This is a genomic window from Streptomyces sp. NPDC057445, from assembly GCF_042802855.1.
Classification (GTDB): domain Bacteria; phylum Actinomycetota; class Actinomycetes; order Streptomycetales; family Streptomycetaceae; genus Streptomyces.
This window is the reverse complement of sequence record NZ_JBHVDH010000002.1, coordinates 18,730-30,889: the sequence shown is the minus strand read 5'-3', so window position 1 is coordinate 30,889 and position 12,160 is coordinate 18,730. Positions and strand designations below refer to the sequence as shown.

Below are 12,160 nucleotides of genomic sequence, written 5' to 3'. Positions count from 1 at the left end.
GAGAGCATCGATTCCGTGCCTATTCCATCATACGGAAGTTTGTTTCTACTATTCGGAATCAATGTATGGCGCGTGCCAGGCGGCGTCAAGGGAAGCGGTCAGGGCCTCGGGAGCGGGATGGCCGAACTCTCTCCCCAAGGGCTCACGGTTGGTGGACGATGGTCCCCAAGGCGCGACAGCGCCGCAGAGCCGAAAAGGCCTGAGGGGGGACAGAGATGGGAGATCAGGTACCGGTTCGCTGCTCGGTCTGCCGCCGCACCCACACGTTCGCCGCGCCCGTCTACCCGTGCGCGTGCGGTGCGCCGGTCGCCCCACCACTGATGCGGGGCGCTCCGGCGGAGCCGATCCGGCACCGTACCTGGACCGACGACTGGGTCACGGTCCGCTGTCTGGCCTGCGGACGCCAGGACCAGTGGCCCCAGCCCGAGCTCGGCTGCCCGTGCGGGACGGTCCTGCGGGTCCCGGTACGTCCGGTGACGGCGACCCCGGCCTCCTCGGCGTCCGCGTCGCCCCGCACGAAGTCGGCGGCTTCGGGCGCGGCGGGGTCCCTTCCGCCGCCCGGGGCGCAGGGATCGTCGCCCGCGGCCGGCCCGGACGCCTCCGGCGGCATTGCGGGCCGTCCCGCGCACATCCCGCTGCCGCGTACGGCGTCCCCGCCGCGTCCCGCATTCCATCCGGTCACCATCCGCACCGCCCGGGACGCGGTGACCGCGGCCGCGCTGTATCTGCGGTGGCTCGGCTTCCAGGAGGTGGTCCGGCCGGAGGAGCGGACCGCTCAGGGGATCGATCTGCGCGGGCCGGGCCTCATCGCCCAGGTCGAGCCCAGCACCCGGCCGGCGACGCTGCGCGCCGTGGAGTGCCTCTGGCTGAACGGGATGAACTCGTCGTCCATGAGCGTGTTCTTCTCCCTCGCGGGCTACGCCGCCGACGCCCGCTCCCGCGCCGACGACCTCGGTGTCCCCCTGTTCGTCATGGACCTCACGGGCACGCCGCAGCCGGTGAACGGCCCTGCGGAGGAGTTGCTGTCGGCGGGGGCCGGCGCCTGACCGGGAGGCGGGTGGTGCGCCTTGCGGCACAGGTGGCGGGGCGGCGTCCCGTACGGCGGCGACAGCGAGTTGGCCCTCCGTCCGCGTACCCTCGCCCAGGGCCCCCTCCACAGGACACCCCCCATTCGGGGGGCACGAGCCGCGGGACGGGGGACGGGCGCGTCACTCTGCTGCCGCTGCGCGAGCGCGCAGGCAGGTAGTCATCAACACGGGGCGCTTCTGCGGGCTGTGAGCGATACTCACCGCATGCGCATCCGTCCGGCAGCTGTCGCCGACCTTCCCCTGCTCCAGGACATCGAGAGGGCGGCCGGCGAGCCCTTCCGCTCTCTCGGCATGGCCACGATCGCCGACGACGAACCACCCTCGGTCGAGGTCCTGGAGCACTACCGCCTGACCGGAGGCGCGTGGGTGACGGCGGACGACGCCGACGACCGGCCCGTGGCCTACCTGATCAGCGACCCGGTCGACGGAGCAGCCCATATCGAGCAGCTGTCCGTCCACCCGGACTTCGCACGTCGCGGACTCGGCCGCCGCCTGATCGACCATCTTGCCGACGTGGCCGCGACCGAGGGTCTGACCGCGCTCACCCTGACGACGTTCACCGATGTGCCGTGGAACGCGCCCTACTACGCGCGGCTCGGCTTCCGTGTCCTCGGTGAGGACGAACTCACCGACGGGCTGAGGGAGATACGGCACGCCGAGGCCGAGCACGGTCTGGACCGCTGGCCACGCGTCTCCATGAGGCGGGAGCTCGCCCGGACGTGACGCCCACTCGGCCGTAACCCCCAGCCGTATCCCCCGCCCAGCCGAAACGCCCGCTCAGCCGTAACGCTCCCGCAGCTCCACCTTCCGCACCTTGCCGCTCACCGTCATCGGGAAGGCGTCGAGGATCTCCAGCCGCCGCGGGATCTTGTAGTGCGCCAGCTGCTCGCGGCAGAAGGAGGCGAGATCGTCGAGCGTCGGCGGATCGGCCGGGTCACGCGGGATGACGCACGCCAGGATCTCCTCGCCGTACTTCGCGTCCGGTACGCCGACCACCTGGACGTCGGCGACCTTCGGATGGGCGTACAGGAACTCTTCGATCTCGCGCGGGTACACGTTCTCGCCACCGCGGATGATCATGTCCTTGATACGGCCGACGATCTGGACGTAGCCGTCCTCCCGGATGACGGCGAGGTCGCCCGTGTGCATCCAGCGGCCCGGATCGATCGCCTCGGCGGTCCTCTCGGGCTCGTTCCAGTAGCCGAGCATCACGCTGTAGCCGCGGGTGCACAGCTCGCCCGCCTCGCCACGCGGGAGCGTGATGCCGCTGACCGGGTCGGTGACCTTGACCTCGATGTGCGGGAGCACCCGGCCGACGGTACCGGTGCGGCGTTCCAGGTCGTCGTCACGCCGCGTCTGGGTGGAGACCGGGGATGTCTCCGTCATGCCGTAACAGATGGACACCTCCGCCATGTTCATCTCGGCGACGACCCGCTTCATCACCTCCACCGGGCACGGTGAGCCCGCCATGATGCCGGTGCGCAGCGAACTCAGGTCGTATGCGGCGAAGTCGGGGAGGTTGAGCTCGGCGATGAACATGGTCGGCACACCGTAGAGCGAGGTGCAGCGCTCCTGTTGCACGGCCCGCAGGGTGGCGGCCGGCTCGAAGGACGGCGCCGGGATCACCATGCAAGCGCCGTGCGAGGTGGCCGCCAGATTCCCCATGACCATGCCGAAGCAGTGGTAGAAGGGAACCGGAATGCAGACCCGGTCCTGCTCCGTGTAGGCGATCATCTCCCCCACGAAGTAGCCGTTGTTGAGAATGTTGTGGTGGGAGAGCGTCGCGCCCTTCGGGAATCCGGTGGTGCCGGACGTGTACTGGATGTTGACCGGATCGTCGCACGACAACTGCGCCTCGCGGGCGGCCGGTTCCTCCGGCGCGACGGCTGCGGCGGACGAGACCAGCTCCGTCCAGCTGTCGTCACCGATGTAGTGCACGGACCGCAGCGCAGGGCAGTTGCCGCGGACCTGGTCGACCAGTGCACGGTAGTCGCTCGTCCTGTGGGCGAGGGAGGCGACGAGGATGCTGATCCCGGCCTGGCGCAGGACGTATTCGAGCTCATGGGCCCGGTACGCCGGATTGATGTTCACCATGACCGCGCCGATGCGGGCGGTGGCGTACTGCACCAGCACCCACTCCGGGCAGTTCACCGCCCAGATGCCGACCCGGTCGCCCTTGGCGACCCCGCGCGCGAGCAGCGCCCGCGCGAGTTCGTCCACGTCCGCACCGAACTGCGCGTACGTCCAGCGGCGCCCGGACGGTACGTCGACCAGCGCCTCCCGCTCCGGGTGGGCGGCGATCGCCCGGTCCAGATTGCGGCCGATCGTGTCGCCGAGCAGCGCGACCGTGCCCGTACCGTGCGTGTACGACACCGTCGTCGGTCGTGTCATCGCAGATCTCCCTCGTCGTACTCGACCGTGCTGCCCTGCGCGGTGCGCTCGCGCAGCTCGATCCTGCGGATCTTCCCGGAGACGGTCTTCGGCAGCTCGGCGAACTCGAGACGCCGGATGCGCTTGTACGGTGCGAGGACCGCGCGTGAGTGCGCGAAGATCGCCCTCGCGGTCTCGGCACCCGGCTCCCAGCCCTCGGCGAGCACCACGTACGCCTTGGGAACGGCCAGGCGCACCGGATCGGGTGCGGGTACGACCGCTGCCTCTGCCACCGCCTCGTGCTCCAGCAGCGCGCTCTCCAGCTCGAACGGCGAGATCTTGTAGTCGGACGCCTTGAAGACGTCATCGGCGCGACCGACGTAGGTGATGTAGCCGTCGGCGTCGCGCGAACCGATGTCGCCGGTGCGGTAGTGGCCGCCGGCCATCACCTCGGCCGTGTGCTCCGGGTCGCCGTGATAGCCGGTCATCAGGCCCACCGGCACGTCCGACAGATCGAGGGCGATCTCGCCCTCGTCGGCACCCGGCTTACCGCTGACGGGGTCGAGGAGCTCGACGCGATAACCGGGGCTGGGCCGCCCCATGGAGCCCGCCTTGACCAGCTGCCCGGGGCTGTTGGACACCTGGACGGCGGTTTCTGTCTGCCCGAAGCCGTCCCTGATCGTCACGCCCCACTCACGGCGAACGGTCTCGATGACCTCGGGGTTGAGCGGCTCCCCGGCGGCGACCACCTCGCGCGGGGGCGTGCGCAGCCGGCTCAGGTCGTCCTGGATCAGCATCCGCCACACGGTGGGCGGGGCACAGAAGCTGGTGACGCCCGCATCGTCCATCTCTGCCATGAGACGACCCGGGTCGAAGCGGCTGTAGTTGTGGATGAACACGGTCGCCTCCGCGTTCCACGGCGCGAAGAGGTTCGACCAGGCGTGTTTGGCCCAGCCGGGTGACGAGATGTTGAGGTGGACGTCCCCGGGCACGAGCCCGATCCAGTACATGGTGGCCAGGTGGCCGACAGGGTACGAGACATGGGTGTGCTCGACGAGCTTGGGCCGGGCCGTGGTGCCGGAGGTGAAGTAGAGCATCAGGGGGTCCTCGGCCCGGGTGGGGCCGTCGGGCTCGAAGTTCTCCGGGGCCTCGGACGCCTCCTCGTACGACCGCCAGCCGTCCGGCGCCCCTCCCACGGCGATCCGTGTGTACTCACCCGGCACGTCGTCGAACTTGGCGGTGTCCTCGGACCGGACGATCACGTGCCGCGCCTGTCCCCGCTCGACCCGGTCCCGCAGATCGACCGCGCCGAGCAGCGGGGTGGCCGGGATGACGACGGCCCGTAGCTTCATCGCGGCGAGGGCCGTCTCCCAGAGCTCGGCCTGGTTGCCGAGCATCACGAGGATGCGGTCGCCGGCGTGGACGCCCTGGGAGCGGAGCCAGTTGGCCGCGCGGTCCGAGCGGGACCTCATCTCGGCGAAGCTGAGACGGACCGAGGCACCGTCCTCCTCGACGATGTGCAGCGCCGGCCGCTCATTGCCGTCGGCGATCACGTCGAACCAGTCCAGCGCCCAGTTGAACCGCTCGAAGCGCGGCCAGGCGAACCCTTCGTACGCCGTCGCGTAGTCCTCCCGGTGCTCGAGCAGGAAGTCCCGGGCGGCCCGGAACCTCTCCGTCTCTCCGCCTGCCGTCATGTGTCCTCCTCATTGCGGGACCGGTCATGGGCATCGTGTAATCGGTGACGCAAGTCTCACTACCCCCGTACGGGGGTGCCGTGCCGTCGGGAGGACCGGAATCGCATGACTTCAGCGACCTCACCCTCGGCGGAGGACGCGGGAGAGATACGGACGGCACTGCTCCGGCTCCGCCGCGACACAGGACTGCAGATCGCCTTCGGCGGTCTGCTGCACGAGCCACGTCAGATGCGGATCGCCGAGCTGAACGGCGCCGTGACCGGCGCACTGCGCGGACTGGCGATCTCGTCGGGCAGCGGACTCGGCGGCAAGGCGATCGCACTGTCCCGCCCCTGCGCCGTGGCCGACTACCGCACCGCCCGGCACATCAGCCACGAGTACGACACGGCGGTGGCGGCGGAGGGCCTGCGATCGGTGCTCGCGGTGCCCGTCGTCGTGCGCAGGAAGGTACGGGGTGTGCTGTACGGAGCGCTGCGCCGGCCGCTGCCGCTGGGCGACCGGGTCCTCGACGCGGCCGTCGCGGCCGCGCGGGACGTGGAGCAGGGACTGGTCGTACGGGACGAGGGACGGCGGCTGGTGGCGGCGTCCCGTGAGCCGGAGTCGCCCGGGCGGGCGGGCGTCCGGGAGGACGTCCGTGAGATCCACTCCGAACTTCGCGCCCTTGCCGCCCGCAGCGTCGACGCGTCGCTGCGCGCGGAGCTGCTCTCGGTGTGCGACCGCCTGGCCGGCGCGGGCGCGCGGGCAGACGCGGCGGGCCCGGCCCTGGCGCCGCGGGAGCTGGATGTGCTTGCCTGCGTCGCGACGGGTTCCACCAACGCGGCAGCGGCCGACCGCCTGGGCCTGAGGCCGGAGACGGTCAAGGCCTATCTGCGTTCCGCCATGCGCAAGCTGGGCGCGCACACCCGCCTGGAGGCGGTGGTGGCGGCGCGGCGGGCCGGGCTGCTGCCGTGAGGAGTGACAGCACACGGTGACGTGTGAGGGGTGACGGCATGCGGTCACGTGTGACAGTGCGCGGTCGCGGTGACGGGCGGCGGTCGTACGCGGCGCGGCCTTCAGGGAAGGGTGTACGAGATGGTGTCGGCGGACAGGATCCTCGCCTTCACGGCGATGTCGGTGCTGGTGATCGTGATTCCGGGGCCCAGCGTGCTGTTCGTGATCGGCCGGGCACTGGCGCACGGGCGGCGTACGGCACTCGCGACGGTCCTCGGCAATGTCTTCGGGTCGTACGTCCTCGTGGTCGCCGTCGCCCTCGGTGTCGGCTCACTTGTCGAGCGCTCGGTGACCGTGTTTCTCGCCGTGAAGCTCGCGGGCGCCGCGTATCTGGTCCATCTGGGCGTTCAGGCGTTCCGGCACCGTGGGAAACTGACGGCTTCCGCGATGGCATCCACCGCCGGAGGTCAGGCAGGGCGGACGGGGCAGCCACGGCGGCTTCTGCGGACGGTCGTGGACGGCGTGGTGGTCGGTGTCACCAATCCGAAGGGCATCGTGTTCTTCGCCGCCGTGCTCCCGCAGTTCGTGGACCGCTCGCAGGGCCATGTGCCCATGCAGATGCTGCTTCTGGGCCTGGTCCCGATCGGCATCGGGCTGGTCACCGACACCCTGTGGGGCCTCGGCGCGGCTGCGGCCCGCAACTGGTTCGCCCGCTCCGAGCGGCGGCTCTCGCTGGTCGGCGGCGCGGGCGGCGTCGCGATGATCGGGCTGGGGGTGGCGGTCGCGGCGACGGGGCGCGCGGACTGACACGGCGGCCCGTCGTCAGGAGAGCGTCAAAGGGTGCCTCGTCCGGATCAGTGACGCGTCAATGATTCCGCCGCTCCGCACCGCCTGAGCGGGCCGCGGGCAAAGCTTCGAAGTGCCGGTACGCATGTACGGCACTCGGAACTCATCCCGGAGGGCACCCATGGAAAGCCTCCTCATCGAGGAAGCGGACCCCGACGAACCTCGCCCGGCAGGGCCGCTGTTCGTACCAGTTCGGCTCGGATCTGCCGGGGGACACCAGATGCGCTTCATGCGCACACCGCTCGGTGTACGCACCGCCGTCGGTTTCACCAGCGAGCGACGCCTCAAGGCCGTCCTGGGTGAGGACCAGTCGTGGGTGAGGCTGGCGGAGCCGGCGCTGCGCGCGCTCTCCGAGCCGCTGGGCGTGACCACGGTGACGGTGGACCCTGGGTCCACGAACACCGCGCCCCCGGGCGTCGCTTCTCACGAGCGCGTGGCACTCGCGGGGACCGCCCCCACCCGCACGGTCCTTCCGCGCCTTGGCGCGCGAGCCGTTCGCCCGTGCCCCGCCGGCAGTCGTCCCACGCCGCGTGCGAGCGTCGGGGATCTTCTGTGGCGGGGCGTCGGCTCGTAAGCCCGGGGCGGGCCCACTACGAGCACCGGCGCAGCGCCCTCGTCCATGACGCGGCCCGTGCGGCCCGGCTTGCGCCGAGCATCGACCGGTACATCACCCTGCACACCCTGACGAAGGGCCGGGTGACGAACTCGCCCCGCTGTTCGGCGGGTTGCTGGAGCGCCCGGCCGGCTACGGCGTACGCGCACGACTCGGAGACCCCGAAGAAGCGTGGCAGGGAGGTGGCGCGTCGGCGGCAGCCCAACGCGGCGTGTCCCTGGGGTGGCGGCGGGCCGCGGCCGGAGCGGGGCGGTCAGCCCGTGACGTCCCCGAACCGCAGGTCGAGCGCCTTTGCCGGGCTCATGGTGGCGAGCATCTGCTCGCCCTCCCCGGCCACGGCAGCGCGCTGCTCCCGCGTCAGTTCCACGAAGGGCTCCACGGTCAGGGTGGCCGAGTCCCCGGTCTCCTCCAGCTTCCAGACCCCGGCGAGGAAGCCGTCGACGAGGAAGACGCGGTAGGCCTGATTGCCCTTCCACGTCCGCGCCCGGAAGCCGGCGGGGACGACCCGGCTGCGGTCGGCGTGGGAAAGCAGCAGATTGTCGAACTCGGGGAGGAAGCGCGGCGGAGCGGGGGTTTCCGGATCGGGGCGGGGTGCGTCCGGGAGGTCGAACAGTTCGACGCCGTTCTCGTCCTGGAAGGTGAGCAGCTCGGGGCGCAGCCGTTCGAAGGCGTCCCGGAGCCGGGTCAGACCTGACCAGGTCTGCATGTCCTTCACAGAGGCGGGCCCGAATGCAGCGAGATAGCGCCGTACGATCGCGTACGGCTCGGGGGCGTCTTCCAGGGGCCGGCCGAACCACTGCTCCGTGGTCGTCAGGGTGACCTGGCCGCTCGTGCCCCACTGCCCGCGCGGGGTGGTCTGAACCAGCGGCAGCATGCAGCGGACGGCAGTGGTGAGGGCGAGCGGGTCGTCGTCCGGCCACTGTGCGAGGAGGGCTTCGCGGAGCTCCTTGACCGGGCGGGGGCGCTCCTCGAGCAGCTCCCTGCCGAATGCGGCAAGCCGCTCGAGGTCCACGCCGTCGAGGCGCTTCATGAACATCTTCAGCTCCCTGTCCGGGCCTCCTGCCTGGGCGAACGGGCGCAGGGTGAGACAGTCGGCCGCGGTGTGGGTGTGGATCGTGGAACGCAGCGTGACCATGCGCCCGACCTCGCGCGACTCCATCAGCGCGGAGAGTTCCTGGGGGCGGAATCCGTGCAGACGGGCGGCGAGTGCGTAGTACGGCGGCTTGACGTTCTGCGCCTGGAGGCCGAGGAGGTGTTCCACCGCCGCTTTCGCCGGCATCCGATGCTGCGGCGTACGGCGCAGCAGCAGCTGGCGGTCCAGGGTGGCGCGGTTGAGGGCGCGCGGGCCGAGCTCAGGATGGATGCGGCGTGTCTTCGAAGCCATGACCAGCACGCTACGCGCCATTGCGGACAGCTTCTGTCCGCAATCCTTCAGGGTTCCGGTCCTGAGGGATCATGGGCCTCGCTCTTGCCGGTTCCGCCATGCCGGTGCAATTCAGCCCGTATATTCTGCTCCCTGGCCGCTGAGCAGGGCCACAGCTACGCCGCACGGGAGGTGACCAGGATGTCCGACCGACGGGCACGTCCCACGCCGAATCTGAAGAAGCACGCCTGGCGCCGCCACCCGGCCCAGCAGGTCGACGCATCCGCACCGCCGGGCCCCCCGCCGCCCGCGGCGGCCTCCGCGCCCGTCCAGAAGGACCAGGGCAGCATTGTCCAGGCCGCGCTCTACCGCGACGGCCGCCGCGTCTCGACGCCGGATTCGCTCGCCGAAACCTTCCGCCTGCTGCGCGAGGAACCGGCCGGGATGGCCTGGATCGGCCTGCACAAGCCGACCGAATCCGAACTCCTTTCGCTGGCAGAGGAGTTCGACCTCCATGAGCTCGCCGTCGAGGACGCGTTGGAAGCCCACCAGCGCCCCAAGCTCGAGCGCTACGGCGACACCCTCTTCGTCGTCCTGCGTGCGGCCCGGTATCTCGACGCCCCTGAGGAGGTCGACTTCGGCGAGCTCCATGTCTTCGTCGGCAAGGACTTCCTGATCACGGTCCGCCATGGAGCGGCGCCGGATCTCTCCGCGGTCCGCCACCGTATGGAGGAGGACAACCCGGAACTGCTCGCCCTCGGCCCGGAGGCGGTGCTCTACGCGATCCTCGACGCCGTCGTCGACGGCTACGCCCCGGTCGTCGCGGGCGTCCAGAACGACATCGACGAGATCGAGACCGAAGTCTTCAGCGGTGACCCGGCGGCATCCCGCCGCATCTACGAACTCTCCCGCGAGATGGTCGAGTTCCAGCGCGCCACCCGTCCGCTGGTGGGCATGCTGCACGGCCTCATGGCAGGCTTCGCCAAGTACGGCACGGACGAGGAGCTCCAGCGCTACCTTCGCGACGTAGCCGACCACGTCACCCACACCAGTGAGCGCGTGGACGGCTTCCGGCAGGCCCTGGCCGACATCCTGGCGGTCAACACGACCCTGGTGACACAGCAGCAGAACGCCGAGATGCGGGCGCTGGCGGAAGCGGGCTTCGAGCAGAACGAGGAGATCAAGAAGATCTCCTCCTGGGCGGCCATCTTGTTTGCACCCACACTCGTGGGAACCGTCTACGGCATGAATTTCCGGAACATGCCGGAGCTGCAGTGGGCGGCCGGCTACCCCTTCGCGATCCTCTTGATGGCGGTGGTCTGCGTGAGCCTGTACGTCATCTTCAAGAAGCGCGACTGGCTGTAGACCGCAGAGCAGCACCGTTGATCAACTTAGCTCTTGCGAACGTCTGGAAACGGCCTGCAGGGCCCCCTGGGGAGAATCTGGGGAGAATCCGCAGCCCGCCCACGCTGGGTGTACTCCCTCGCTCCTTGGGGCTGACCCTCCCGCACCGCCGACCACCTTCAACTGCACGCGGCTGCGGAGGGTAACGAAGGCGGGTGGCACAGCATCTGCTGTGCCACCCGTTGTCGCGACCAGGGCTGGTTGGCCTTGACCACCAGCAGGTAGTGTGCCTTCTTCTCCTCCACCAGGAAGCGCGCGTGTGTGCGCTGGGTGTGCAGGGCGTCGGCTGTGACAGTGACCCCGGTCAGGTCGAAGGGCGCCAGCAGCGTGGCGAAGCAGGTGACTTCGTTGGTCTTGTCGGGAACCCGCAGTTGGGTGACGGTGCGGCCGTCGCCGGTCATCGCGGCCAGCAGGTGGGCAGGGCAGCTCGCCGTGCCGGGAGCCTCGGGCGGCCTTGCCGTCGACGGCCACCGAGTCCGCTCCGGCAGGATCAGCGCCGGTCAGGTCGGCCAGGCCGCCGGGGCAGACCAGGCCGACAACCCGCCGGATCGTGGCGGCACTCGGTGCGACCCGCACACCCAGCGCCCCGACGACCCGGGCTCCGAGGCGGGCCAGGGCGTGCTGAGGAGCATTCCCGGACCACTGGCCGATGGCCGCGTACGAGCGCGCGCCGGCAAGCACCGCCGAGGCGGCGACCAGCAGCACCGCCACGAACGGGTGACGAACCCCCCGACGCCGCCGCGGATCGGGCAGCACCCGCAACCGCTCCACCAACGGCAATCCCGTCACGCTGCCCACAGCGGGCGACTTGGTCAGGCAGACGGTGCCACACTGGCGGCACACCGAAGCTCCGGCACTTCAGGGCGACTTGGGAAGGTCACCCCGTTCAACCGGAGCTTCGCTGCATTCGTGACGGCCCGACCCGCACTTCTCGCACCACCGCGACCTGCGGACTCACGTGATCACCAGGACTATGAAACGCCCCCGGGGCGTTGGGGGTGCGCGTGAATATCCACCACCCGGACGGTCTCCGGTGGAACGAGTCCGTCAATATTGCGTGACAAACGCCGCTCGGATCACCGACCGCCTTTACTTACAGAGACACAGCCGCTCGGTCCGAAAACGATCGCCCTTTCAAAGCGCTCGAGAAGAACGCATGACCGCGGACACGGCCGACCCGCTCGCCAATTATTGACAGTGAGGACGCACACGGGTTCGCGTCCTACACGAGAAATGGAACAGTCAGTGACCACCAATCGCACCCTCGTCATTGTCGCCCACCCGAACCTCACGGAATCCCGCGGCAACGCCACCTGGCTCGCCGAGATCAAGGACTTGGACAACGTCACCGTCCACGACCTCTACCAGACTTACCCCGATTTCAAGATCGATGCCGCACGCGAGCAGCAGCTGCTGCGCGAGCACGACACCGTCGTTCTCCAGTTCCCGGTCTACTGGTACAACATAACCCCGCTGCTCAAGGCGTGGTTCGACGCGGTGCTGGTTCACGGTTTCGCCTTCACCTTCGACGGTTCCGCCTCCGCGCTGCAGGGCAAGAAGGCTTGGCTGGCCGTCACGGTCGGCAGCCAGCTGGAGACCTACGCCGCGGAAGGCCTCGCCCGACGGACCCTCGAGGAGTACCTCGCCCCGGTCGCTCAAACGCTGGAGTTCTGCCAGCTTGACTATCAGGGTTTTCACTCCGTCTACGGCATGATCTTCGACCCGTCGGACGAGGACCTCGTCCTGAACGCCAAGGAATACCGCAGGCTCATCGCGACCAGTGAGACGCCGGTCGGCTGACCTCGATTATTCGTGAATTCTTCGAGTCTTCACGATGTTTACTCTGGGGCCC

11 protein-coding genes and 1 pseudogene are annotated in these 12,160 nt (G+C 69.7%); 7 read left to right on the top strand and 5 right to left on the bottom strand.

What is annotated here, in order from left to right; translation table 11 throughout:
• Window positions 1–215 precede the first annotated feature (215 nt).
• On the top strand, window positions 216–1,046 hold the full coding sequence (locus tag ACFU5O_RS04960) for a hypothetical protein (protein WP_384236518.1): 831 nt from the start codon (window positions 216–218) through the stop codon (window positions 1,044–1,046).
• Between the two features lie 246 nt (window positions 1,047–1,292).
• Window positions 1,293–1,811 carry a GNAT family N-acetyltransferase gene (locus tag ACFU5O_RS04955; RefSeq protein ID WP_384236514.1) on the top strand — a complete coding sequence of 173 codons (519 nt, stop codon included), beginning with the start codon at window positions 1,293–1,295 and terminating at the stop codon, window positions 1,809–1,811.
• Window positions 1,812–1,865: 54 nt separating this feature from the next.
• Here the strand turns inward: ACFU5O_RS04955 and ACFU5O_RS04950 are convergent, their stop codons facing one another.
• Together ACFU5O_RS04950 and ACFU5O_RS04945 are read right to left on the bottom strand one after the other, a co-directional pair.
• Window positions 1,866–3,479, bottom strand: a complete 1,614-nt coding sequence (locus ACFU5O_RS04950) for an AMP-binding protein (protein WP_384236511.1) — start codon at window positions 3,477–3,479, stop codon at window positions 1,866–1,868.
• Entirely contained in the window at window positions 3,476–5,152 is a 1,677-nt protein-coding gene (locus ACFU5O_RS04945) for an AMP-binding protein (protein WP_384236508.1), read from the bottom strand. Before ACFU5O_RS04945 ends, ACFU5O_RS04950 begins: the two co-directional genes overlap by 4 nt.
• A 105-nt stretch (window positions 5,153–5,257) precedes the next feature.
• Between ACFU5O_RS04945 and ACFU5O_RS04940 the strand changes: the two genes are divergently transcribed.
• The 3 genes from ACFU5O_RS04940 to ACFU5O_RS04930 all read left to right on the top strand — a co-directional run bounded on the left by ACFU5O_RS04940 (window position 5,258) and on the right by ACFU5O_RS04930 (window position 7,502).
• Entirely contained in the window at window positions 5,258–6,103 is an 846-nt protein-coding gene (locus ACFU5O_RS04940) for a response regulator transcription factor (RefSeq protein ID WP_384236505.1), read from the top strand.
• A gap of 120 nt (window positions 6,104–6,223) precedes the next feature.
• Window positions 6,224–6,889, top strand: coding sequence for a LysE family translocator (locus tag ACFU5O_RS04935; protein ID WP_384236502.1), 666 nt, complete (start codon window positions 6,224–6,226; stop codon window positions 6,887–6,889).
• Window positions 6,890–7,049: 160 nt separating this feature from the next.
• Complete coding sequence (locus ACFU5O_RS04930; protein ID WP_384236499.1) at window positions 7,050–7,502, top strand: SAV_915 family protein; 453 nt, start codon at window positions 7,050–7,052, stop codon at window positions 7,500–7,502.
• Window positions 7,503–7,794: 292 nt separating this feature from the next.
• Here the strand turns inward: ACFU5O_RS04930 and ACFU5O_RS04925 are convergent, their stop codons facing one another.
• The gene (locus ACFU5O_RS04925; RefSeq protein WP_384236497.1) at window positions 7,795–8,925 is read right to left on the bottom strand and encodes a winged helix DNA-binding domain-containing protein; all 1,131 of its coding nucleotides are present in this window, start codon (window positions 8,923–8,925) and stop codon (window positions 7,795–7,797) included.
• A gap of 180 nt (window positions 8,926–9,105) precedes the next feature.
• On the opposite strand from ACFU5O_RS04925, the gene ACFU5O_RS04920 reads away from it, so the two are divergent.
• Window positions 9,106–10,269 (top strand): magnesium and cobalt transport protein CorA, encoded by a 1,164-nt coding sequence (locus ACFU5O_RS04920; protein WP_384236494.1) that lies wholly within the window; start codon window positions 9,106–9,108, stop codon window positions 10,267–10,269.
• Window positions 10,270–10,427: 158 nt separating this feature from the next.
• Here the strand turns inward: ACFU5O_RS04920 and ACFU5O_RS04915 are convergent, their stop codons facing one another.
• Both ACFU5O_RS04915 and ACFU5O_RS04910 read right to left on the bottom strand, forming a co-directional pair.
• On the bottom strand, window positions 10,428–10,709 hold the full coding sequence (locus ACFU5O_RS04915) for a transposase (RefSeq protein WP_384236491.1): 282 nt from the start codon (window positions 10,707–10,709) through the stop codon (window positions 10,428–10,430).
• A 169-nt stretch (window positions 10,710–10,878) separates the two neighbouring features.
• Window positions 10,879–11,019, bottom strand: a pseudogene (locus tag ACFU5O_RS04910) (ISAs1 family transposase); the annotation flags it as partial.
• A gap of 534 nt (window positions 11,020–11,553) precedes the next feature.
• On the opposite strand from ACFU5O_RS04910, the gene ACFU5O_RS04905 reads away from it, so the two are divergent.
• Window positions 11,554–12,108 carry an NAD(P)H-dependent oxidoreductase gene (locus ACFU5O_RS04905; protein WP_384236488.1) on the top strand — a complete coding sequence of 185 codons (555 nt, stop codon included), beginning with the start codon at window positions 11,554–11,556 and terminating at the stop codon, window positions 12,106–12,108.
• Window positions 12,109–12,160 lie beyond the last annotated feature (52 nt).